We start from the raw sequence: 23599 nt of genomic DNA on the forward strand, positions 1-23599 counted from the left end.
CAGTAAACCCCTGCTGATTTGCGCGGTGCCGCTGGGCGCGTGGACGCCCCAGGCTGCTGCGCTGTCGAGTGCCGCCTGCCATGCAAGACACCTACACCCCCCGCGACGTCGAGGCCGCCGCCCAGGCCGCCTGGGCGGCGCGGGACGCCTACCGCGTCACCGAAGACGCGACCAAGCCCAAGTTCTACGCCTGCTCCATGCTGCCGTACCCCAGCGGCAAGCTGCACATGGGGCATGTGCGCAACTACACCATCAACGACATGATGGCGCGTCAGTTGCGCATGAAGGGCTACAACGTCCTCATGCCCATGGGGTGGGACGCCTTTGGGCTGCCGGCGGAAAACGCCGCCATCAAAAACGGCGTGCCGCCGGCGCGCTGGACCTACGACAACATCGCCTACATGAAGCGGCAGATGCAGGCGATGGGCCTGGCCATCGACTGGAGCCGCGAGATCGCCACCTGCAGCCCGGACTATTACAAGTGGAACCAGTGGCTGTTCCTCAAGATGCTGGAGGCGGGCATCGCCTACCGCAAGACGCAGGTGGTCAACTGGGACCCGGTCGACCAGACGGTGCTGGCCAACGAGCAGGTCATCGACGGGCGCGGCTGGCGCACGGGGGCGCTCGTCGAAAAGCGCGAGATCCCCGGCTACTACCTGGCCATCACGAAGTACGCCGACGAGCTGCTGGCGGCGGTGGCGGATCCGTCCGACCCCAACTACCTGCACGGCTGGCCCGAGCGCGTGCGCCTGATGCAGGAAAACTGGATCGGCAAAAGCACCGGGGTGCGCTTTGCCTTCACGCACGACATCCGCGACGCGCAAGGGCACCTGATCCAGGATGGGCGGCTGTACGTGTTCACCACACGCGCCGACACCATCATGGGTGTGACCTTCTGCGCGGTGGCGCCCGAGCACCCGCTGGCGCAGCACGCCGCGGCGGGTAACCCGGCGCTGGCGGCGTTCATCGAGCGCTGCAAGCTGGGCGGCACCACCGAGGCGGAGCTGGCCCTGAAAGAAAAGGAGGGCATGCCCACGGGGCTGACGGTGCGCCATCCCCTCACCGGCGAGGCCATCCCGGTGTGGGTGGGCAACTACGTGCTGATGAGCTACGGCGACGGCGCCGTGATGGGGGTGCCCGCGCACGACGAGCGCGACTTTGCCTTTGCCAAGAAGTACGGGCTGTCCATCAAGCAGGTGATCGAGGTGCCGGGCGAGGTGTTTTCCACCGAGGCCTGGGCCGAGTGGTACGCCGACAAGCAGCGCGGCCGCTGTGTGCACTCCGGCGTGCTCGACGGTCTGGCGCACGAAGCGGCGGTGGACAAGGTGGCCGAGCTGCTGGCCGCGCAGGGCCTGGGCGAAAAAAAGACCACCTACCGCCTGCGCGATTGGGGCATCAGCCGCCAGCGCTACTGGGGCACGCCCATCCCCATCATCCACTGCGACGACTGCGGTCCGGTGCCTGTGCCCTACGAGGACCTGCCGGTGGTGCTGCCCGAAGACCTGGTGCCCGACGGCAGCGGCAACCCGCTGGCCAAGTGCGAATCGTTCCTGAAGGTCGATTGCCCGCGCTGCGGCAAGCCCGCGCGGCGCGAGACCGACACGATGGACACCTTCGTGGACTCGTCGTGGTACTTCATGCGCTACTGCGACCCGCACCTGGTCGACGCCATGGTGGGCGAGGGCACGCGCTACTGGATGCCGATGGACCAGTACATCGGCGGTATCGAGCACGCCATTTTGCACCTGCTGTACGCGCGCTTTTGGACCAAGGTGATGCGCGACCTGGGGCTGGTGCAGGTGGACGAGCCGTTTCAGCGCCTGCTCACGCAGGGCATGGTGCTGAACCACATCTACAGCCGCCGCACCGCCAAGGGGGCCAAGGAGTACTTCTGGCCGCACGACGTCGAGCACGTGCTGGATGCGTCCGGCAAGATCGTCGGTGCGCGGCTCAAGCGCGACGTGCCCAGCGCCGATGGTGTGCTGCCCGCCGGCACGCCGATCGACTACGAAGGCGTGGGCACGATGTCGAAGTCGAAAAACAACGGCGTCGACCCGCAGGACCTCATCGAAAAGTACGGCGCCGACACGGCGCGTCTGTACACCATGTTTACGGCGCCGCCCGAGGCCACGTTGGAGTGGAACGACGCCGCCGTCGAGGGCAGCCACCGGTTCCTGAAGCGCGTGTGGGCGTTTGGCCAGCGTTTGGCGGCGCTGGACCACAGCGCGGCGGCGCAGGCCGCGCAGGGGGCGGGGTCGTTGGCCGACGTGGCCTACGGCAAGGCCGCGCGTGCGCTGCGGCGCGACATCCACACGCTGCTCAAACAGGTGGACTACGACTACCAGCGCATGCAGTACAACACCGTGGTGTCGGGCTGCATGAAGATGCTCAACGCGCTGGAGGCGTTCGACCCCAGTGACGAGCCCGGCGGCGGCGTGGCGCTGATCGAAGGCTTTGGCATCTTGCTGCGCTGCCTGTACCCGGTCACGCCGCACCTCACGTGGGTGCTGTGGCAGCGCTTGGGGTATGCGGGCGCGCTGGGTGACTTGCTGGATGCGCCGTGGCCGCAGCCCGACGAGGCGGCGTTGCAGCGCGACGAGTTGGAGCTGGTGCTGCAAATCAACGGCAAGGTGCGCGGCAGCCTGACGGTGCCCGCCGACGCCGACCGTGCCGCCATCGAGGCCGCCGCATTGGCCGCGCCCGAGGTGGCGCGTTACGGCGAAGGGCGCACGCCCAACAAGGTGGTCGTCGTGCCGGGGCGGCTTGTCAACGTGGTGGTGTGACGGTGCTGGCGCGGCGCACCTGGATGGGCTGGGCGGCCGGGGCGGCCATGGCGTCGCTGGCCGGCTGCGGGTTCCAGCTGCGCGGCGCCGGGTTGCAGTTGGCGTTTCGCACCTTGCGCCTGCAAGCGGGCGCCGACAGCGACGTGCTGCAAAGCCTGCGCGCGCAGCTGCAAGCCAGCGGCGTGCAGGTGCTCGACGCACCGGCTCCGACCGCGCCCGGCACCGCGGCGCCGGTGCCCGATGTGGTGCTGCACGTGCTGCTGGACCAGCGCGAGCGTGTCGTTGTGGGCACCACCAGCGCCGGCCAGGTGCGTGAGCTGCTGCTGCGCCGCCGGGTGCGTTTTGCGCTGCGCACCCCGGCCGGGCGCGAGCTGATCGAACCCACCGAGCTGCAACAAGAGCGCGAGCTCAGCTACGCCGAGACGGTGGCGCTGGGCAAAGAGGCCGAAGAAGCGCTGCTGTTTGCCGACATGCGCACCGCCATCGTGCGCCAGTGGATGGTGCTGCTGGCGCGCGTCAACCTGCCGGCGGGTGCGCCGCGTTGACGCCGCCGCTGTGCCCGGCGGTGGATGCTGGACCTCAGTGCCTGCGGCGCACCTGGTGCTCGCGCATCAGGGTGCTTTTGCCAAACAGGCTCTCCACCAGGTCGACCGCCAGCCGCGCGGTGCGGTTGCGCTCGTCCAGCGCCGGGTTGAGCTCGACGATGTCGAGGCTGCCCAGGCGCCCGGTGTCGGCGATCATTTCCATGCACAGCTGGGCCTCGCGGTAGGTGGGGCCGCCGGGGACCGTGGTGCCGACGCCGGGGGCAATGTCGGGATCAAGGAAGTCGACGTCAAAGCTGACGTGCAGGTGGGTGTTGGCATCCAGCCCCGCCAGCGCTTGCTCCATCGCGTGGCGCATGCCCATTTCGTCGATGTAGCGCATGTCGTACACCTCCAGCCGCTGCGCGTGGACAAAGCGCTTTTCGCCGGGGTCGACGCTGCGGATGCCGATTTGGCGCACCTGGCTTGGGTGCAGGGCGGGGCTGGTGCCGCCCAGGTGCGTGAGCGCCTGCGGCCCGAAGCCGCACAGCACCGCCACCGGCATGCCGTGCAGGTTACCACTGGGGGTCAGTTCGGACGTGTTGAAGTCGGCGTGGGCGTCCAGCCACAGCACGCGCAGCGTTTGGCCGGTGGCACGGCAGTGGCGCGCCACGGCGCTGATCGAGCCCATGGCCAGGCAGTGGTCGCCGCCCAGCAGGACAGGCAGGTGGCCTTGTTGCAGCTCGGCGTGCACCGCCTCGTGCACCGCACGGTTCCAGGCCAGGACCTCGTCCAGATGGCGGTAGCCGTCCTGCGCCGGTTGCCACGGGTTGGCTGGCCCGTGCAGGTTGCCGCGGTCCAGCACGCGCACGCCCTGCGCCTGCAGGGCCTCGGCCAGACCCGCCACGCGCAAGGCCTCGGGGCCCATCGAGGCGCCGCGCGCACCGGCACCGACGTCGGTGGGGGCGCCGATCAGCGCCACGGTGTTGGACAGGGTGGTGGGCATGGACGTTGTGATCATGGTGTCACGGGTACGCGGGACAGCATCCCGCGATTGTGCACGTTGCGAAGGCGGTTGAGGTGGATGCCTACAATGGCAAGCATGCAGCTCACCCCCGCCCAGTTGCCTGCCCACTTGCAGCGCGCGCCGGCGCCGCTGTACGTGGTGCACGGCGACGAGCCGCTGTTGGTGCAAGAGGCGTGTGACGCCATACGGGCGGCGGCGCGGGCGGCGGGGCACACCGAGCGCACCGTGTTCACGATGGCCAGCGCGCAGGCGGACTGGAGTGCCGTGCTGGCTGCGCTGGGGGCGCTGAGCCTGTTTGCCGACAAGCGCGTGTTGGAGGTGCGCATCCCGTCGGGCAAGCCCGGCCGCGACGGCGCGGCCGCGCTGGAGCAGCTGGCGACACAGGCCGCGCACAGCGCCGACACGGTGACGCTGGTGGTGCTGCCGCGGCTGGACGCCGCCACGCTGAAAAGCGGCTGGATGGCGGCGCTTGCGGCCCACGGGGTGGTGGTGCGCGTCGACCCGGTCGAGCGCGCCCAGTTGCCGGCGTGGATCGCGCAACGCCTGGCGGCGCAGGGGCAGCGCGTGGCCGAGGGCGAGGAAGGCCTGCGTACGCTCACCTTCATGGCCGACCGGGTCGAAGGCAACCTGCTGGCCGCGCATCAGGAGGTGGTCAAGCTCGGCCTGCTGCACCCGCCGGGCGAGCTGAGCCTGGAGCAGGTGCGTCGCGCCGTGCTCGACGTGGCGCGCTACGACCCGTTCAAGCTGCCGTTGGCGGTGCTGGACGGGGCGCTGGCGCGCGTGCAGCGCATGCTGCAAGGCTTGCAAGCCGAGGGCGTGGCGCCGGTGCCGGTGCACTGGGCGTTGGCCGAGGAGCTGCGCGCGCTGCACGCGGTGCGCCGCGCGCTGGACGCCGGCCAGCCTTTGCCGCTGGCGCTGCGCGAGCAGCGCGTGTGGGGCGCGCGCGAGCAGCGCTACGAGCGCCTGGCGCCACGGCTGCGCAGCGCGCTGACCGGCCGCTGGCTGGCCGAGGCGCAGACGGTGGATGGCGTGGTCAAGGGGCTGCCCCATCCGGATTGGCCATCCGACCCCTGGGCGGCGCTGCAGCGGCTGGCCGTGGGCGTGGCGGCGGGGTGTGCGCGGGCCTCGGTTGGCTGATCGGCGCACAGCGGTTGTCCGCCCAACGCGGCCGTGCGAAAATCGCTCGGGGACATGCCGGTGCGCTCCCGAAACACCTTGCTGAAGTGTGCGATGTTGGCAAAGCCCAGGCCCAGTGCGATGTCGGTGATGGTGCGGTGCGCATGGGCAGGGCTGGCCAGCTCGCGCATCGCGCCCTGCAGACGGCGGCGCAGGATGTACTGAGCCAGAGTGTCATTCTCGGTGGTAATGCTTACGGGCTCAGCGCAGCTGTGTTTGGGGGGACTTGGCCCGGGCGATGCAAGTCGCGATGCGTATCGACTCCGGTATTTGCCATGTCAATGGGCCCACAGTGCACGATGAGGCGCAGATGCCATTTGGTGGCGTCAAGGGCTCGGGCATAGGTCGTTTCGGTGGCAAGGCGGGCATACACGAATTCACCGAGCTGCGCTGGATCACGGTTCAAACTACACCCCGTCATTACCCGTTTTGAACTCGCCCGTGAGGCCCGGCGGTTCGCGGACGACGAACGGGTGTGGGCGGGCCGTCTGCTAACATCGCGCCCCATGCGTACTGCAAGGATCGCCTACCTGTTGGCCGCCCTGTCGGTGCTGGCGGCCCCCGTGGCCGCTGCGCCGGCGCAGCTGTCGCCGGCGGCGGAGGTCGGGGTGCCTGTGCCTGCGGCCGACGACAGTGCGCTGCGCCCGTGGGTGCAGCGCCTGCAGACCGTGGGCAGCGAAACCAGCTCGGTGGCCACGCAACTCATCGACACCGCGCTGGGGCTGGTGGGGGTGCCGTACCGCATGGGTGGCAGCTCGCCGCAGGCGGGGTTCGATTGCAGCGGCTTTGTGCGCTACGTGTACGCCAACACCCTGGGGTTGATGCTGCCGCGGCGTGCCGTGGAGCAGGCGCAGGCCGCGCAGCCTGTGGCGCGCGACCAGCTCCAGCCGGGCGACTTGGTGTTTTTCAACACGATGCGGCGGGCGTTCAGCCACGTCGGTGTCTACCTGGGCGACGGCAAATTTGTGCACGCGCCCAGCAAAGGCGACCGGGTCAAGGTGTCCAGCCTGGACGATCGCTACTGGGCGCGCCGCTACAACGGCGCGCGTCGTGTGGCGCTGCCAGATGACGGGGCAGCCCCATGGCGCGTGCAAGGCGTCGGCGTCCCGGGGCGTTGAACCCACCCAGCCGAACCCGCGCCCTCAGCGGGCCGCTTGCGCACCGTCGGCCAGCAGCCGCTCCAGGTCGCGCAGCAATGTTTTGCTTTCAGGGCCGGTCAGGCTGTTGTAGGCCAGCACGGTGCGGCCGTCGCGGCTGATCAAATATTTGTAGAAATTCCACTTCGGTGTGGTGCCGGTGCGCTCGGCCAGCTGCTTGAACAGCGGGTTGGCCTCGGGCCGGCGCACACTGCTCTTGGCAAACATGGGAAACTGCACGCCGAAGGTGTTGGCGCAAAACTCGGCGATTTGTTGGTTGCTGCCGGGCTCCTGCTGGCCAAAGTCGTTGGATGGAAAGCCCAGCACCACCAGGCCACGGTCGCGGTAGCGGCGGTACAGGGCTTCCAGCCCCTCGTACTGCCGCGTAAAACCGCAGTAGCTGGCGGTGTTGACCACCAGCACCACCTTGCCCGCGTACTGGCACAGGTTTTGGGGCTGCTCGTCTTGCAGCCGGGCAAAGGTGTGCTGCAGGATGGACGGACACGGGGTGGCGTGGGCAGGGGTGCTCATGGTGAGGAGGGCGGCGACCGGCGCGGCCAGGGCCCGCGCCGCCGCGCGCCCGGGGTGGAGGTCGATCCAGCGCAGCATCATGCCGCGATCGTAAAAGGGGGTTGATGGGGCAGCGGCGCACCCGGTCATTGGCTGCACATCCGTCAGGGTTATCGGACGGGGCGTCACGACGGGCCCAGAACGTGCGCCCACAACGCCCGCGCCGCGCTGGCCCACGGCTCGGCCTGGGCGGGGTCGATTTGGGTGGGCGCTTCGTCCAGACGAGCGCGGTGCTGCCACTGGCGCAGTTGACGGTAGGCGTCGGCGGCGGCGTGGCCCATGCCAGGGGGCAGCAGCCCGGCCGCCTCGGCGCGTTGCAGCAGGGCGATGTTGCCGGCGTTGTCGCGCAGTGCGGGGTGCGCGGCGCTGTGCGCCAGCACCAGGTACTGCACGGCGAATTCGATGTCGATCATGCCCCCGGGGCTGTGCTTGAGATCGAAGTAGCCAGGGCGAACCGGGTGCGCGTCGTACAGGCGCTGGCGCATGGCGCGAATCTCGCCCGCCAGTGCGGCGTGGTCGCGCGGGGCGGTGATGACGGCCTGGCGCACGGCGTCGAAGCGCGCGCGCAGGTCGTCCGCGCCGACGACAAAGCGCGCGCGCGTCATGGCCTGGTGTTCCCAGGTCCAGGCAGTGTTGCTGCCGCGGTTTTGCTGGTAGTTGGCGTAGGCGTCGAAGCTGGTGACCAGCAGGCCCGAGTTGCCATTGGGGCGCAAGGCGGTGTCGATTTCAAAGAGGTCACCTTGGCCGGTTTTGACGGTGAGCCAGTTGATGAGCTTGCGCACGAAGGCGGCGTAGATTTCGGGGGCGCGCTCGTCGTCGTCGTAGACGAAGACGATGTCGAGGTCGCTGCCATAGCCCAATTCCTTGCCGCCCAGCTTGCCGTAGCCGATGATGGCGTGACGCGGTTCGTCGCGGTGGCGGTCCCGCAGGCGCTGCCAGCACCAGCGGCCGGTGACGTCCAGCACCGCGTCGGCCAGGGCGCTGAGGTCGTCGGCCACCTGCTCCACCGTCAGCAAGCCTTCGACGTCACGCGCCAGCGTGCGAAACACCTCGGCGTGGTGGGCGCGGCGCAACAGGTCCAGCAGGGCTTCGTCGTCGTCCTCGCCGGTTTTGTGCAGCGCCCAGCGGCGTTGCTCCAGGTCGGCCACGAAGGCCGCGCGGTCGAAGCGCGTAGCGTACAGCTCGACGCTGGCCAATTCGTCGATGACGCCGGGGTGACGCAGCAAGTAGCGCGCCGGCCAGCGCGCCGCGCCCAGCACGCGCAGCATGCGCTCGTGCACGGCGGGGCGTTCTTGCAGCAGCGCCAGGTAGGCCTCGCGGCGCAGCAGCGGCTCGATCCAGTCCACCAGCCGGATGGCGGCGGTTTCGTTCACGCGCCCGGCGTCGATCCAGGCCACGGTGCGCTCCAGCAACCGCACCAGGCGCGTGCGCGCTTCGTCGCGCAGCGCCAGCACGCGCGGATGCTCCACCCAAGGGGCCAGGCGCTCGGCCAGCGCGGGCGGGCATTGGGGCAGCAGGGCAGCAAGGTCGTCGGGCGTGGAGCGGGTGTGGCCGTTGCAGCCTTTGCCGTTGCAGCCACCGCGCTCGCCGCCCAGCAGGGTGTCGAACTCCTGCGCCACCACCTCGCGGTGCGCGTCCAGCGCGCGCAAAAATGCCGGGGTGTCGGCGTAGCCCATGGTGACGGCGATCCAAGCCAGGTCGTCGTCGCGGGTGGGCAGCACGTGCGTTTGCTGGTCGTCCAAGTACTGGATGCGGTGCTCGACGCGGCGCAAAAAGGTGTAGGCGTCGGCCAGTCGCTGCGCCTGGTCGGCCGGCATCAGCCCGGCGCGCGCAACGCGCTGCAGCGCTTGCAGCGTGGGGCGGGTGCGCAGCTCGGGGAATTGCCCGCCGCGCACCACCTGCAGCAGCTGCACGATGAATTCGATTTCGCGGATGCCGCCGCGCGAGAGTTTGACGTCCCAGGCGCGTTCGGGGTGACCGGCGGCGCGGCGTGTGGCGTGGTCGCGGATTTGGCGGTGCAAGCGGCGCAGCGCATCGAACACGGCGTAGTCCAGGTAGCGCCGAAACACGAACGGCAGCACCACCGGGCGCAACCACTGGCCGGTGCCGTCGCGCCGCGCGGCGGCGGCCGGGGCCACGACGCGGCTTTTGAGCCAGGCGAAGCGCTCCCACTCGCGCCCGTGGGCTTGGAAATAATCCTCCAGCGCCCCCAGGGGCACGGCCGGCGGACCGGAGTTGCCATTGGGCCGCAACGCCAGGTCCACGCGAAAGGCCTGTCCGTGCTCGGTGACGTCGCTGATGAGCGCTTGCATGCGCTTGACCAGCTTGGCGAAATACTCGTGGTTGGTGATGCGCTGGCGGCCTTGCGCGTCGCCCGCGGTTTCGCCGTCGGCCTCGTAGACGTAGATCAGGTCGATGTCGCTGGAGACGTTGAGCTCGCGCGCGCCTAGCTTGCCCATGCCAACGATCCACCAGGCGCAGGGCCGCTGGCCACGGGCATTGGCCGCGGGGGCGTTGGGGCCGGGCGCGGGGCCGTCGACGTAGGGGGGGCCGTGCACGGCGTCCAGCTCCGCGCGGGCCAGGGTGGCCGCTTGGTCCAGCACGAACTCGGCCAGCGCGGTGACGGCGCGGGTGATGTCGGCCAGCGCGGCGCCGTGTTCACAGTCCAGCACCGCCAGCCGCTCCAGCGTCAGGTGACGCAGCACGCGCAGCGCCGCCGCAGGTTCGTAACCCTGGGCGCGCAGCGCGTCCCACGTGGCGCGCAGCGCGTCCGGTCCGGGCGCACCGGGCGGCAGCAGGGCAAGCTCGGGCGCGTAGCGCCGCCGCACCCGCTGCACGAAGCGGCTATGCTCGGCGCTGGCGGCGGAACCGGTGTGTGCCGTGGCGATCATAATGTTTTCGTGACCCCATCCTTGGACCATTCTCCCGTGGCGCGGCGTTGGCGCATCGCAGCGTCGGCCAGCCGCGTCTTGTTGGGCGTGGCGTTGGCCGGCTGGTGCGCCCTGCTGCTGGCGTGGGCGGCGCTGCAATGGTGGATTGTGCCGCGTGTCGAAGCTTGGCGCCCGTGGCTGCAGGCGGCGGCCACGCGGGCGTTGGGGGTGCGCGTGGAGCTGCAGCGCATCGAAGTGGTGCGCGGGGGGGTGATGCCCCAGCTCGCGCTGCATGGCGTGCGGCTGATCGACGCCCAAGGCCGCGAGGCGTTGCACGTGCCGCTGGCGCAGGCGGTGGTGTCACTACGCTCCCTGCTGCAACTGGGGTTTGAGCAGTTGGTGGTGGACGGGCTGGCGCTGCAGGTGCGCCGCTTGCCCGATGGACGCTTGCAGGTGGCGGGCGTGGAGGTTACGCCCGGCGCCGACGACGGCGCGCTGGCGGACTGGCTGTTCGCGCAGCGCGAGGTGGTGTTGCGTGGCGCACAACTGACTTGGATCGACGAGGGACGGCCCCAGGCCCCGCCGCTGACGCTGACCGACGTGGTGGCGGTGCTGCGCAACCCCGGCTGGCGCCACGAGCTGCGGCTCGACGCCACCCCGCCGTCGCCGTGGGGGCAGCGGCTGAGCTGGCGGGCGCGCTTCACACAGCCCCCATGGCAGTTGGCGCGGGGCGATTGGCGGCGGTGGTCCGGCCCGTGGTACCTGGAGGCTCCGGCGCTGGACGCGGGAGCGCTGGCGCCGTACCTGGACCTGACCGCCTGGGGGCTGCAGACGGTGCACGGCGTGGGGGCGGTGCGCGTGTGGGGCGATGTGCGCGCCGGGCAATGGGTGTCCTGGGTGGCCGACGTGCATGGGCAGGACGTGAACCTGCGCTGGGACGCCGCGCGCGAGCCGCTGGCGCTGGCGCGCATGCAGGGGCGCGTGACCCTGCAGCGCGACGGCGAGCGGGTGCGCTGGCGTACCCAAGGTCTGCAGGTCGACGCGGCCGAGGGGCTGCGCTGGCCCGAAGGCGATGTGACGCTGGAGCTCACGCCCAGCGGTGGGCAAGGCTGGCGCGCCTGGGCCTTGCAGGCCGACCGGCTGGACCTGGCCGTGCTGCAGCGCTTGGGGCGCGTGCTGCCGCTGGGTGAGCCGGCGCGGTGGCTCGACGAGCTGCGGCCAGCCGGTGTGGTGCAAGGTCTGCAGTGGCGTTGGCAGGCCGCTGGCGGTGACGGGACGCCCGCGCGCTGGTCGGGCCGCGGGCGGGTGCAGGGGTTGACGCTGGCTGCCGGTCCGGTGACGCCGCCGCACACCTGGGGGCGGCCGGGCGTGGAGGGGGCGGACGCCGAGTTTGAATTCGACGAACGCGGAGGGCGCGCCGAGGTGGCGTTGCGCCGCGGCGCCATCACGCTGCCGGGCGGGTTCGATGAGCCGCGGCTGGCGTTCGACCAGTTGCAAGCGACGCTGCGCTGGCGGCTGCAGGGTCAGGCCATCGAGCTGGAGGTGCCGCGCCTGACGTTGGCCAACGCGGACGCCCAAGGGGAAGGACGGCTGTCGTGGCGCACCGCCGACCCGGCACGCAGCGGCGCGCGCGACCGCTTTCCCGGCGTGCTGGACTTGGATCTGCGCCTCAGCCGTGCCGACGGCGCGCGCGTGGTGCGCTACCTGCCCCACGAGGTGGGGGCCGACGTGCGCGCCTACCTGCGTGACGCCATCCGCGCCGGGCGCGCCAGCGATGTGCGCTGGCGCATCCAGGGCGATCTGTGGGATTTTCCGTTTGCGCAGCCGCATCAAGGGACGTTCCAGGTGCAGGCGCAGCTGCACGACGTGACGCTGGACTACGCGCCGGCCAGCGTGCTGCCCGCCGGCAGCTTGCCTTGGCCGGCGTTGCAACTGGCGCAAGCGCAGTTGCGCATCGACGGCAGCCGCCTGGAGGTGCGTGCCGCCCGAGGCAGCGTGCGCGGCATGCCTGGGCTGCAGGTGCTGGCCGAAGCGACGATCCCCGACTACATGGCCGAGGCGCCGCGCCTGCAGGTGCAGGGCAGCGTGCGCGGGCCGCTGGCGCAGGCGCTGCGCGTCGTGGCCCAGTCGCCGCTGCAGGCCATGACCGGCGGCGCCCTGGACGCGGCCCAAGGCAGCGGCTTGGTGGAGGTGCCGCTGGAGCTGACGATGCCGCTGGCCGACACCGGCGCCACGCGCGTGCGTGGCCAGGTGCGGCTGGCAGGCAACGAGGTTCAACTAAGCCCCGCGGTGCCGCCCCTGCTTGAGGTGCGGGGCACGGTGGAATTCACCGACCAAGACTGGCGCCTGGCCGGGGTGGGGGCGCGCGCCCTGGGCGGCGAGGTGCGGCTCAGCGGCGGCTCGCTGCCGGGCCAGCCGCAACGGCTGCGCGTGCAAGCGCAGGGCAACGCCAGCGCCGAGGGGTTGCGCGCCCAATCCGCCTGGGGTTGGGCGCGCTGGCTGGGCCGCCACGCCCAGGGCAGCGCCGGCTACAGCGTCACGCTGGAGGGCGGGGGCGATGGCTTGGGTGTGCGCGTCGAGACCGACCTGCGCGGGCTGCGGCTGGACCTGCCGGCGCCGCTGGCCAAGGCGGCCGAAGCCGCTTGGCGCACCCGCGTCGAGCTGCAGCCGGTGGCCCCCTCCACGGGTGGCGGGCGCGACCGCCTGCGCCTGCAGGTGCAGGCCGAGGCGCTGCCAGGGGGCGCGCTGCTGGCCGAGTACGAGCGCGAGCACCAGGGCGAGCGCACCCGGGTGCTGCGCGGGCGGCTCGCCCTGGGGACCGAGCCACCGTCGTGGCCGGACGAAGGCGTCGTGGCGGCGTTGCGCCTGACGGCGCTGTCCGCCGACGGCTGGATGCAGGCGCTGGACGCGGGCGGGAGCAGCGACGCGGCGGGCGCCGCGCTGGCCGATGCCCAAGCGTACTGGCCGACGCGCTTGGGGGTTGCGGTGCAGCGGCTGCAGTGGGGTGGGCGCACGTTCGACGGCGTGACGCTGGGCGGCAGCCGCAGCGGCGACCTGTGGCGCTTGACCGTGGCGGCGCGCCAGGCCGATGGTTCTGTGGAGCTCGACCTGGGGGCGCAGCCGCGTGTGCGCGCACGCCTAAGCCGCCTGCTACTGCCGCCCGGGGCCGAAGCCGACATCGAACGCCTGGCCAGCCAGCCGCGCGCGCTGCCGGCCGTCGATCTGGTGGTGGACGACTTCGAGCTGGCCGGGCGCGCCCTGGGGCGGCTGGAGGTGCAGGCCATCAACCGCGACGCCGCCCAAGGCGGGGTGGCGCTGCGCGAGTGGCGGCTGCAGCATTTGCAATTGACCTTGCCCGAAGCGCGCCTGAGCGCGCGCGGCAACTGGGCGCCCACCGCGGCGCTGACGGCGCCGGGGCAAGCGGCCAGCGCGCGGCGCACCGTGTTGCAGCTGCGGCTGGACATCGACGACGCCGGTGCGCTGCTGGAGCGCTTCGGCTGGCCGGGTACTGTGCGCGGCGGGCGGGGGCGGTTGGAAGGGTCGCTGGGGTGGCTGGGCTCGCCGCTGGCGCTGCACCTGCCCAGCCTCAGCGGCGAGCTGGAGCTGGACCTGCAGCGCGGCCAGTTTCTCAAGGCCGACCCAGGCGTGGCCAAGCTGCTGGGGGTGTTGAGCCTGCAGTCGTTGCCGCGCCGGCTGACGCTGGATTTCCGCGACGTGTTCAGCGAAGGCTTTGCGTTCGACAGCGTGCGCGGCCACGCCGCGATCGCGCGTGGCGTGGCCAGCACGCACAACCTGCAAATGAAGGGCGTCAGCGCCGCGGTGCTGCTGGAGGGCAGCGCCGACCTGGTGCGCGAGACGCAAGACCTCACCGTGGTGGTGGTGCCCGAGCTCAACGCCGGCACGGCGTCGTTGCTGGCCTCGATGGTCAACCCCGTCACCGGATTGGGTACGCTGTTGGCGCAGCTGGTGCTGCGCCAACCGCTGCAGGCCGCGGCCACGCAGACGTTTCGCATCACCGGCTCGTGGGCCGACCCGCAGGTGGAGCGTGTCGCGCGTACCATAACGCCATCGGACAGTACCGCCAACCCCGCGGAGCGCACGCCATGAAAGTTGCCGCTATCCAGATGGTGTCGGGCAGCAGCCTCGACCGCAACCTTGCCCAGGCGCACGAATTGCTGGACCAGGCCCGCCATGTCGGCGCCGAGCTGGCCGTGCTGCCGGAGTACTTTTGCCTGATGGGACAGCGCGACACCGACAAGCTGCTCATCGCCGAAACGCCGGGGTTGGGCACGGTGCAGGATTTTCTGAGCGACACCGCGCGCGAGCTGGGGCTGTGGATCGCGGGTGGCACGCTGCCGCTAGCCACCGACGACCCGCAGCGCGCGGCCAACGCCACGCTGGTGTACGACCCCCACGGCCGTTGCGTCGCGCGCTACGACAAGATCCACCTGTTTCGCTTCCACGACGGGCAGCAGGGCTACGACGAGGCTGCGGTGCTCAAGGCCGGTCAGCAGCCAACGGCGTTCGATCTGACCGACCGCGCCGGGCAGCGCTGGCGGGTGGGGCTGAGCGTGTGCTACGACCTGCGCTTTCCGGAGCTGTACCGGGCGCTGGCGGCCGACATCGTGTTGGTGCCGGCGGCCTTCACCCACGTCACCGGGCAAGCGCATTGGGAGGTGCTGCTGCGCGCACGCGCCATCGAAAACCAGGCCTACGTCATCGCGGCGGCGCAAGGCGGGCTGCACGACAACGGCCGGCGCACCTGGGGCCAGAGCATGGTCGTCGACCCCTGGGGGGTGGTGCTGGCGCAGCAAGCCACCGGGCCAGGTGTGGTGGTGGCCGAGCTGGATCGCGCCTACCTGGACGACGTGCGGCGGCGCCTGCCTGCGCTGCAGCACCGACGCCTGTGATGGCGCACCGGTGCGTTCAACGCGGCGGCTCGTCGCCGTGGGCGGGCGGATCGGCTGGCGGTGGTTCGCCGCGCTTGCGGCCCGCGAACATGGTCCACCAGACGATGAACACGAACAACAACAAGGCTCCGAGGGCTTCGAGCAGCAGCAGCGTCATGGCGCGTGGGCGTGGATGGCGGGCGGGTTGCGGGCTGGTAGGGGCGGCGCTGCTGGTGGCGTGCAGCACACCCGCGCCGCCGGGCGGCAGCGTAGCAGAGCCGGGCGCGGCGCGCGAAGTTCCCGTGCCTTCGGCAACGACGGCGCCGGCCGCGCCCGCTGCACCAGCCGAGGTGGCCGCTGCGACGCGCTGGGACGACACCGAGGCCCGCCCCGTGGTGCAGGCCGGGCACCCCGTGTGGCAGCAAGCCGACGCCGCCCCGCTGCCCGCGCCGCTGGTGCGGCCCAAGGCGCAGTGGCAACCGGTGCGCTGGGCCGACCTGCCCGGCTGGGGCCGCGACGCCCTGCCCGAGGTTTGGAACGCCTGGCTGCGCAGCTGCGAGCGCCCCGCGCCGCCGTGGGGCGCCCTGTGCCCGCAGATCCGGCGCCTCAGCATCGCCGAGCCGGCCGAGCGCTACGCCTGGGTCATGCGCCACTGGCAGCCGTACCGCATCGTGGCGCCCGACGGCAGCCCCACCCCGGGGTTGCTGACCGGCTACTACGAGCCGGAGTTGCCGGCAAGCCGCCAGCGCGACGCGTTGCACCGCATCCCGCTGTACGGTCCGCCGCCGGCGTTGCAGGCCGCCGCCGGGCAGCCGTGGCTGACACGGCGCCAAATCGAATCCGATGCCGAGGTGCAGGCGCGGCTGGCGCCGCACGTGCTGGCGTGGCTGGCCGACCCGCTGGACGCGCTGCTGTTGCACGTGCAGGGGTCGGGGCGGCTGCGCATCACCGAGCCGGACGGCCGCCAGCGGCTGGTGCGGCTGGCTTTCGCCGCGCACAACGGTCACCCCTACCAAAGCGTGCTGCGCGCCCTGCTGCGGCGCGGCGATATCCGCGAAGGCACCTGGGAAGCGCTGCGCGCGTGGGCGCAGGCCAACCCGGAACGGCTGGACGAGGTGTTGTGGACCAACCCGCGCGTGGTGTTTTTTCGCGAAGAGCCGCTCGATGCGCTGGACAGCCAGTTTGGACCGCGTGGGGCGCAAGGGGTGGCGCTGACGCCTGGCCGCTCGGTGGCCGTGGACCGCGACGCCATCCCCTACGGCACGCCGCTGTGGCTGGTGTCGCACGGGCCGGTGGCGCGGCTGCAGCGCCTGGTGCTGGCGCAAGACACTGGCGCGGCCATCGTGGGCGCGGTGCGGGCTGATTTTTTTGTCGGCTGGGGGGCCTCGGCTTACCCCGTGGCCGCGGGCCTGAAGCAGCCGCTGCAATTGTGGGCGCTGTGGCCGCGCGCCCAGCCCCTGCCGGCCGAGGCCACACGCTGACCCACCATCCGTATCGACAGGAGAACCACCATGCAACCCCGCATCGGCATCCTTACCGGCGGCGGCGACTGCCCCGGTCTCAACGCCGTCATCCGTGCCGTGGCCAAGTCCCTGATGCGCCAGTGCGGCGCCGAGGTCATCGGCATCGAAGACGGCTTTGCCGGGCTGATGGAGGACACGCCGCGCGTGCGCGCGCTGACGTGGGACACGGTCAGCGGCATTGTGATGCGCGGCGGCACCATCCTGGGCACCAGCAACCGCGCCGACCCGCTGCGCAGCGCGGCCGACACCGAGCGCGTGCTGCGCCACGTGGCGGCGCTGGGGCTGCAGGGGCTGGTGGTGATCGGCGGCGACGGCAGCATGAGCATCGCGCACGGGCTGGCGCAGCATGGCCTGCGCGTGGTGGGCGTGCCCAAGACCATCGACAACGACATCCCGGGCTGCGAGCGCAGCTTCGGCTTTGACACCGCGGTGGCCACCGTCACCGAGGCGATCGAGCGGCTGCAGACCACCGCGCAAAGCCACGGGCGTGTCATGATCGTCGAGACGATGGGCCGCTGGGCCGGCTGGATCGCGTTGGAAGCGGGGCTGGCCGGGGCGGCCGACGTCATCCTGTTGCCGGAAATCGACTACGACATCGAAGCCGTGGCCGCGGTGTGCCGCGCGCGCGAGCAGCACCAGCGCTACACCATCATCTGCATTGGTGAAGGGGCCAAACCCATCGGCGGCCAGTACACGGTGCGCGCCACCGTCGAGGGCAGCCCGGACCCCATCCGGCTGGGCGGCGTGGCGCACGCGCTGGCCGCCGCGCTGCAGCCGCGCGTGCGCAGCGAGGTGCGCGCCACCGTGCTGGGCCACGTGCAGCGCGGCGGCAGCCCCACGCCGTTCGACCGCGTGCTGGCCACCCAGTACGGCAACGAGGCCGCGCAGCTCGTGATGGCCGGCACCTGGGGGCGCATGGTCACGCTGCAGCACGGGCGCTTGGGCAGCGTGGCGCTGGCCGACGCCGCGCACGGCAACCGCCGCGTGCCGCTGGACGATCCGCTGCTGCGCGCGGCGCGCCAGATCGGCATCAGCCTGGGCGAGCCGTCGGTGTGAGCGCCGCTGTGGCGGACGCGCCCCGGGGCGGGTGGATGCGGTTGTCGCCGCGACGACAGGTTGGCGGTCCGACACCGCCCGCCGCGCCAAAACGGTCGGGGTTACTGGGGTTTACCTGACGCCGCGGACCGGCGCCGTTCGGGCATAGTAGGGGCTTTCAACTTTCTGACAGGTGAGAGCCATGAAACGTACCGTGATCGCCTTGGCCGCGGCCTTGGCGCTGGGGGCCGGCGCCGCATGGGCCAAACCGTTCAAGTGGGCCAGCGCGGGCGAAATCTCGACGTGGGACATCCACTCGCAAAACAACGCGCTGCAAAACGGCATCCACGCCGCGGTGTACGAGTCGCTCGTGTACTACAACAGCAAAACGTTCAAGGTCGAGCCGATGCTGGCGCAAAGCTGGCGCGAGCTCAGCCCGACGCAGTGGCGCTTCACGCTGCGCAAAGGGGTCAAATTCCACGACGGCGCGCCGCTGACGGCCGCCGACGTGGTGTTTTCGCTGACGCGGGCGATGGCCAAGACCTCCAACTTCGCCATCTACACGCAGGGCATCGACAAGGTCGTCAAGGTCGATGACCACACGGTGGACATCATCCTCAAAGGCCCCAACCCGGTGCTGCTCAACCAGCTCACCGAGCTGCGCATCATGAACAAGGCCTGGGCGGAGAAAAACCGCTCCACCGAGCCCAAGGACATGAAGACCAGCGACGAAAACTTCGCGCACCGCAACGCCAACGGCACGGGGCCCTTCATCCTCAAGCAGTGGGTGCCGGATCAGCGCATGGTGCTGGAGCGCAACCCCAACTACTGGGGCAAGATCGACAGCAACGTCACGCAAATCACCTACACCCCGATCAAGTCCGACGCCACGCGCATGGCGGCGCTGCTGTCGGGTGAGGTCGACTTCGTGCTCGACCCCACGCCGCAAGACCTGCCGCGGCTGCGCAACAACGCCAACCTCAAGGTCGTCGACGGCGTCGAAAACCGCACCATCTTCCTGGGCATGGACCAGTTCCGCGACGAGCTGCCCGGCAGCAACGTCAAAGGCAAAAACCCGCTCAAGGACCTGCGCGTACGCAAGGCGCTGTACCAGGCCATCGACATCGACACCATCCACCGCGTGACGATGCGGGGCCTGAGCCAGCCCACCGGCGCGCTGGTGGCGCCGCAGGTGGCTGGCTGGAGCGAGGCGGTGCACAAGCGGCTGCCGTATGACGTCGAGGCGGCCAAAAAGCTGCTGGCCGAAGCCGGCTACAAAGATGGCTTCGAAGTCGACTTCGCCTGCCCCAACAACCGCTACATCAACGACGAGCAAATCTGCCAGGCCGTCACCGCGATGTGGGCCAAGGTTGGCGTCAAGGCCAAGCTGCGCACGCTGCCGCTGACCACGTACTTCCCGATGATCCAGCGTTACGAGGCCAGCATCTATATGCTGGGCTGGGGCGTGCCGACCTTCGACGCGCTGTACAGCCTGCAGTCGCTGGTGCACACGCCGGGCCCTGGGGGGGATGGCAACTACAACGTCGGGCGCTACAGCAACCCCAAGATGGACGCCATCATCGACCGCGCCAAGACCGAGACCGACCCCTTCATCCGCCCGCGCTTGCTGACCGAAGCGCTGCAATTGCACAACGACGAGGTGGTGCACATCCCACTGCACAACCAGATCATCCCTTGGGCGATGAAGAAGTCCGTCGACGTCGTGCACCGCGCCGACAACCGCATCGACTGGCGCGTGCTCACGGTCAACTGACGTGCCGGCGGGGCCTCGTGCCCCGGATGCGCACGGCACCGCCCCGGCCGGTTCCCAGGCCGCGGGGCGGTGTTGGCGTTGTGGTCCGACCGATCGCGCGGCGCCGCCGGGTCAGCCCGGGTGGGCGCTGCTGAGGGGGTGTCGAGATGTTGGCTTTTATCGTGCGCCGCTTGCTGCAGGCGGTGGTGGTGATGCTCAGCGTGGCGCTGGTGGCGTTCATGCTGTTTCAGTACGTGGGTGACCCGGTGCTGCAAATGCTCGGGCAGGACGCCACGCCCGAGGAAGTGGCGCGTGTGCGCGCCGAGCTGGGGCTGGATCAGCCGTTCATCGTGCAGTTTGCGCACTTCGTGTGGAACGCCGTGCAGGGCAACTTCGGCGTCAGCCTGCGCCAGGGCACGCCGGTGGCGCAGTTGATCGTCGAGCGGCTGCCGGCGACGCTGGAGCTGGCGCTGGTGGCGGCGCTGCTGGCGCTGCTGCTGGGCATCCCGATGGGGGTGGCCGCGGCGCTCAAGCGCGGCACCTGGCTGGCGCAGCTGCTGATGACGTTTTCGTTGCTGGGGGTGTCGCTGCCGACGTTTTTGATCGGCATCGTGCTGATCCTGGTGTTTGCGGTGCAGCTGGGCTGGCTGCCCAGCTTTGGCCGCGGTGAGGTCGTGCACCTGGGCTGGTTCACCAGTGGCTTGCTGGCACCGGGCGGCTGGCGTCACCTGGTGCTGCCGGCGCTGACGTTGGCGATTTTCCAGCTCACGCTGATCATGCGCCTGGTGCGCGCCGAGATGCTGGAGGTGCTGCGCACCGACTACATCAAGTTCGCGCGCGCCCGCGGACTGAGCGACCGCGCGGTGCACTTCGGCCACGCGCTGAAAAACACGCTGGTGCCGGTCATCACCATCACCGGGCTGCAGCTGGGTGGGCTGATCGCCTTTGCCATCATCACCGAAACGGTGTTCCAGTGGCCCGGCATGGGGCTGCTGTTCATCCAGGCGGTCACGTTTGCCGACATTCCGGTGATGGCGGCCTACCTGTGCCTGATCGCGCTGATCTTCGTCATCATCAACCTCATCGTCGACGTGCTGTACGTGGCGGTGGACCCGCGGCTGCGCGTGGACAAGGGCGCCGGCCACTGACGGCCGCGCGACAGGAGCAAAACCATGAAACGTTGGTGGATACGCTGGTGGGACAGCGACATCGCGTACAGCTTTCGCCATTCGCCGGCGGCGTTGTTGGCCGCGGCCATCGCGCTGCTGTGCGCTGTGGCGGCGCTGGCCGCGCCCTGGGTGGCGCCGCACAACCCGTTCGATCTGGCCGCGCTGGAGCTGGGCAACGCGCGCCTGCCGCCGGTGTGGTACCCCGAGGGGCGATGGGATTTCCTGCTCGGCACCGACGACCAGGGACGCGACATTTTGTCGGCGTTGATCTACGGCACGCGCATTTCGCTGTTCGTGGGGCTGGTGTCGGTGGCGCTGTCGGTGCTCATCGGCGTCGCGCTGGGGCTGCTGGCGGGCTTCGTCGGGGGCTGGGTGGACGCGCTGCTGATGCGCCTGTGCGACGTGATGCTGTCGTTTCCGGCCATCCTGATCGCGCTGCTGATCGCCGGCGTGGGCAAGGCGCTGTTTCCGGACGCGCACGAGGCGCTGGCCTTTGGCGTGCTGATCGCCTCGATCACGCTGACGGGCTGGGTGCAGTACGCGCGCACGGTGCGCGGCTCGACGCTGGTGGAGCGCCACAAGGAGTACGTGCAGGCCGCGCGCGTGATCGGCGTGGCACCGTGGCGCATCATGCTGCACCACGTGCTGCCCAATGTGCTCGGGCCCGTGCTGGTGCTGGCCACGATCCACGTGGCCACTGCCATCATCACCGAGGCGACGCTGAGCTTTCTGGGCGTGGGCGCGCCGCCGACCTCGCCGTCGCTGGGCACGCTGGTGCGCATCGGCAACGACTACCTGTTTTCGGGGGAGTGGTGGATCACCATTTTCCCGGGCGCGATGCTGGTGTTGATCGCGCTTAGCGTCAACCTGCTGGGCGACTGGCTGCGCGACGCCCTCAACCCGCGCCTGCGCTGAACCCCGGGAGGCTGCCATGACCACGTTGTTGGAAGTGAAAGACCTGGTGGTGGAGTTCCCCACCCGCCGCGGGGTGCTGCGCGCGCTGGACGGCGTGTCGCTCGACATCGCGCCGGGCGAAATCCTCGGGGTGGTGGGTGAGTCGGGGGCGGGCAAGTCACTCACCGGCGCGGCCATCATCGGGCTGCTGGAGCCGCCGGGGCGCATCGCCGCGGGCGAAATCCGCTTGCAGGGCCAGCGCATCGACAACCTGCCGCCGGCGCAGCTGCGGCGCATCCGCGGCCGGCGCATCGGGGCCATCTTTCAGGACCCGCTGACCTCGCTCAACCCGCTGTACACGGTGGGGCAGCAGCTGGTGGAGACGATCCGCACGCACCTGGATGTTTCGGCCGCCGAAGCGCGCCGCCGCGCCATCGAGCTGCTCAAAGACACCGGCATCCCGGCCGCCGAGCAGCGCATCGACCACTACCCGCACCAGTTCTCGGGGGGCATGCGCCAACGCGTCGTCATCGCGCTGGCGCTGGCCGCCGAGCCGCAGTTGGTGGTGGCCGACGAGCCCACCACGGCGCTGGACGTGTCGATCCAGGCGCAGATCATCACGCTGCTCAAGCGCATTTGCCACGAGCGCGGCGCGGCGGTCATGCTGATCACGCACGACATGGGCGTCATCGCCGAAACGTGCGACCGTGTGGCCGTGATGTACGCCGGTCGCGTGGCCGAAATCGGCCCGGTGCACGACGTCATCCACCGCCCCGCGCACCCCTACACGGCCGGGCTGATGCGTTGCATCCCCGACATGGACACCGAGCGCGAGCGGCTGCACCAGATCGACGGCGCCATGCCGCGTCTGACCGACATTCCGCGCGGCTGCGCCTTCCACCCGCGCTGCCCGCAGGCCATGCTGCGCTGCCACGAGCAGCGCCCCGAACTGATGCCAGCCGGCGCCACCCGCGCCGCGTGCTGGCTGCACGACGCGGCCACCGCCGCCCCCGCTGAGTTGACCGCATGAGCACGACCACCCCCTCCAACCCCCCCGCTGCAGCGGCGCCGCTGGTGCAGGTGCAGGACCTGGCCCGCACGTTCGACGTTTCGCCCCCCTGGATCAACCGTGTGCTGGCGCGCCAGCCGCGCCAGTGGCTGCATGCGGTCGACGGCGTGACGTTTTCCATCGCCCGCGGCCAAACGCTGGCCCTGGTGGGCGAGTCGGGCTGCGGCAAAAGCACCGTGGCGCGGCTGCTGGTGGGGTTGTACCAGCCGACCCGGGGCCACGTCAGCTTCGATGGCCAGGACGTGCACGCCACGCTGCGCAGCGCCCAGGGGCGCGCGCTGCGCCGGCGCATCCAAATGATTTTTCAGGACCCGTACGCCAGCCTCAACCCGCGCTGGCGGGTCGAAGCCATCGTGGCCGAGCCGCTGCGCGAACACGGGCTGGTGACCGGCTCGGCCGCGCAGCGCGAGCGCGTGGCCGAGCTGCTGCGCGCGGTGGGCCTGAGCCCGCACGACATGGTCAAGTACCCGCACCAGTTTTCTGGCGGGCAGCGCCAGCGCATCAGCATCGCGCGCGCGCTGGCCACGCAGCCCGAATTTCTGGTCTGCGACGAGCCCACCTCGGCGCTGGACGTCAGCGTGCAGGCGCAGGTGCTCAACATCATGAAGGACCTGCAGCGCCAGCACGGCCTGACTTACCTCTTCATCAGCCACAACCTGGCGGTGGTGCGCTACGTCAGCGACCACGTCGGCGTGATGTACCTGGGGCGGCTGGTGGAGCTGGCCGACAAACGCACCTTGTTCGCCGCCCCACGCCACCCCTACACGCGCATGCTGCTGGCGGCTATCCCCAAGCTGCACGCCACCGGGCAGGCGCGCACCCCGGTGCAGGGCGAAGTGCCCAACCCGCTCAACCCACCCAGCGGCTGCGCGTTCCACCCGCGCTGCCCGCACGCCAACGCCCGCTGCCACAGCGAGCGCCCGCAGCTGCAAGCCATCGACGGCGTGCAGGTGGCGTGCCACGCGGTGCAAGAAGGCCGGCTGTGAGGGGCGCGGGCGCCCGCCCGAGCGCGTGGCGTCAGGGCGCGGCCGGCCCAGCCTCGTCCAACGCCTGGGCCGCTAGGCACAGGTCGGCCCACGCCTTGCCCTTGTCCACCGGGTTGCGCAGCAAGTACGCCGGGTGGTAGCTGACCACGATCGGCACCTGCAAAGCCCCAAACCGGCCTGTGTAGACGCGGCCGCGCA

At 70.7% G+C, this 23599-nt stretch carries 17 protein-coding genes and 3 pseudogenes; 14 read left to right on the forward strand and 6 right to left on the reverse strand.

What is annotated here, in order from left to right:
• The first annotated feature begins 80 nt into the window (after window positions 1-80).
• Window positions 81-2783 (forward strand): leucine--tRNA ligase, encoded by a 2703-nt coding sequence (leuS, locus tag Taqua_RS04900; RefSeq protein ID WP_144325263.1) that lies wholly within the window; start codon window positions 81-83, stop codon window positions 2781-2783.
• Entirely contained in the window at window positions 2780-3328 is a 549-nt protein-coding gene (locus tag Taqua_RS04905; protein ID WP_342780899.1) for an LPS-assembly lipoprotein LptE, read from the forward strand. The genes leuS and Taqua_RS04905 overlap by 4 nt, the downstream gene beginning before the upstream one ends.
• A gap of 34 nt (window positions 3329-3362) precedes the next feature.
• Here the strand turns inward: Taqua_RS04905 and rocF are convergent, their stop codons facing one another.
• Window positions 3363-4325 carry an arginase gene (gene rocF / locus Taqua_RS04910; protein ID WP_246094625.1) on the reverse strand — a complete coding sequence of 321 codons (963 nt, stop codon included), beginning with the start codon at window positions 4323-4325 and terminating at the stop codon, window positions 3363-3365.
• An 81-nt stretch (window positions 4326-4406) separates the two neighbouring features.
• Between rocF and holA the strand changes: the two genes are divergently transcribed.
• Window positions 4407-5468: a DNA polymerase III subunit delta gene (gene holA, locus Taqua_RS04915; protein WP_144325265.1), complete on the forward strand. Its 1062-nt coding sequence runs from the start codon at window positions 4407-4409 to the stop codon at window positions 5466-5468.
• Between the two features lie 44 nt (window positions 5469-5512).
• On the opposite strand, the pseudogene Taqua_RS13470 reads toward holA, so the two are convergent.
• A pseudogene (locus tag Taqua_RS13470) lies at window positions 5513-5698 on the reverse strand (helix-turn-helix domain-containing protein); the annotation flags it as partial.
• Between Taqua_RS13470 and Taqua_RS04925 the strand changes: the two are divergent.
• Both Taqua_RS04925 and Taqua_RS04930 read left to right on the forward strand, forming a co-directional pair.
• Window positions 5696-5940, forward strand: a pseudogene (locus Taqua_RS04925) (aldehyde dehydrogenase family protein); the annotation flags it as partial. The pseudogenes Taqua_RS13470 and Taqua_RS04925 overlap by 3 nt on opposite strands.
• A 73-nt stretch (window positions 5941-6013) precedes the next feature.
• Window positions 6014-6625 carry a C40 family peptidase gene (locus Taqua_RS04930; protein ID WP_144325267.1) on the forward strand — a complete coding sequence of 204 codons (612 nt, stop codon included), beginning with the start codon at window positions 6014-6016 and terminating at the stop codon, window positions 6623-6625.
• A gap of 24 nt (window positions 6626-6649) precedes the next feature.
• Here the strand turns inward: Taqua_RS04930 and Taqua_RS04935 are convergent, their stop codons facing one another.
• Window positions 6650-7255 carry a glutathione peroxidase gene (locus Taqua_RS04935; RefSeq protein WP_144325269.1) on the reverse strand — a complete coding sequence of 202 codons (606 nt, stop codon included), beginning with the start codon at window positions 7253-7255 and terminating at the stop codon, window positions 6650-6652.
• An 83-nt stretch (window positions 7256-7338) separates the two neighbouring features.
• Window positions 7339-10104: a bifunctional [glutamate--ammonia ligase]-adenylyl-L-tyrosine phosphorylase/[glutamate--ammonia-ligase] adenylyltransferase gene (glnE, locus tag Taqua_RS04940; RefSeq protein WP_144325271.1), complete on the reverse strand. Its 2766-nt coding sequence runs from the start codon at window positions 10102-10104 to the stop codon at window positions 7339-7341.
• Window positions 10105-10113: 9 nt separating this feature from the next.
• On the opposite strand from glnE, the gene Taqua_RS04945 reads away from it, so the two are divergent.
• Both Taqua_RS04945 and Taqua_RS04950 read left to right on the forward strand, forming a co-directional pair.
• Window positions 10114-14190, forward strand: a complete 4077-nt coding sequence (locus Taqua_RS04945) for a YhdP family protein (protein ID WP_185969559.1) — start codon at window positions 10114-10116, stop codon at window positions 14188-14190.
• On the forward strand, window positions 14187-14993 hold the full coding sequence (locus Taqua_RS04950; protein WP_144325275.1) for a carbon-nitrogen hydrolase family protein: 807 nt from the start codon (window positions 14187-14189) through the stop codon (window positions 14991-14993). Before Taqua_RS04945 ends, Taqua_RS04950 begins: the two co-directional genes overlap by 4 nt.
• Before the next feature lie 16 nt (window positions 14994-15009).
• Here the strand turns inward: Taqua_RS04950 and Taqua_RS13185 are convergent, their stop codons facing one another.
• Complete coding sequence (locus Taqua_RS13185) at window positions 15010-15150, reverse strand: hypothetical protein (protein ID WP_165902815.1); 141 nt, start codon at window positions 15148-15150, stop codon at window positions 15010-15012.
• 172 nt (window positions 15151-15322) lie between these two features.
• Here Taqua_RS13185 and mltA point away from each other — a divergent pair, with 172 nt between their 5' ends.
• From mltA to Taqua_RS04985, 7 genes are all read left to right on the forward strand, one after another.
• Window positions 15323-16453 carry a murein transglycosylase A gene (mltA, locus tag Taqua_RS04955; protein WP_342780900.1) on the forward strand — a complete coding sequence of 377 codons (1131 nt, stop codon included), beginning with the start codon at window positions 15323-15325 and terminating at the stop codon, window positions 16451-16453.
• Window positions 16454-16483: 30 nt separating this feature from the next.
• The gene (locus Taqua_RS04960) at window positions 16484-17551 is read left to right on the forward strand and encodes a 6-phosphofructokinase (protein WP_144325279.1); all 1068 of its coding nucleotides are present in this window, start codon (window positions 16484-16486) and stop codon (window positions 17549-17551) included.
• Window positions 17552-17732: 181 nt separating this feature from the next.
• Window positions 17733-19304, forward strand: a complete 1572-nt coding sequence (locus Taqua_RS04965; RefSeq protein ID WP_144325281.1) for an ABC transporter substrate-binding protein — start codon at window positions 17733-17735, stop codon at window positions 19302-19304.
• Between the two features lie 146 nt (window positions 19305-19450).
• On the forward strand, window positions 19451-20431 hold the full coding sequence (locus tag Taqua_RS04970) for an ABC transporter permease (RefSeq protein ID WP_144325283.1): 981 nt from the start codon (window positions 19451-19453) through the stop codon (window positions 20429-20431).
• Between the two features lie 24 nt (window positions 20432-20455).
• On the forward strand, window positions 20456-21367 hold the full coding sequence (locus Taqua_RS04975; RefSeq protein WP_144325285.1) for an ABC transporter permease: 912 nt from the start codon (window positions 20456-20458) through the stop codon (window positions 21365-21367).
• 16 nt (window positions 21368-21383) lie between these two features.
• The gene (locus Taqua_RS04980; protein ID WP_144325287.1) at window positions 21384-22376 is read left to right on the forward strand and encodes an ABC transporter ATP-binding protein; all 993 of its coding nucleotides are present in this window, start codon (window positions 21384-21386) and stop codon (window positions 22374-22376) included.
• Complete coding sequence (locus Taqua_RS04985; RefSeq protein ID WP_144325289.1) at window positions 22373-23401, forward strand: ABC transporter ATP-binding protein; 1029 nt, start codon at window positions 22373-22375, stop codon at window positions 23399-23401. Before Taqua_RS04980 ends, Taqua_RS04985 begins: the two co-directional genes overlap by 4 nt.
• A 31-nt stretch (window positions 23402-23432) precedes the next feature.
• Here Taqua_RS04985 and Taqua_RS13475 read toward each other — a convergent pair.
• A pseudogene (locus Taqua_RS13475) lies at window positions 23433-23599 on the reverse strand (uracil-DNA glycosylase); the annotation flags it as partial.

This window comes from Tepidimonas aquatica (assembly GCF_007556585.1).
Taxonomy (GTDB): Bacteria; Pseudomonadota; Gammaproteobacteria; order Burkholderiales; family Burkholderiaceae_C; genus Tepidimonas; species Tepidimonas aquatica.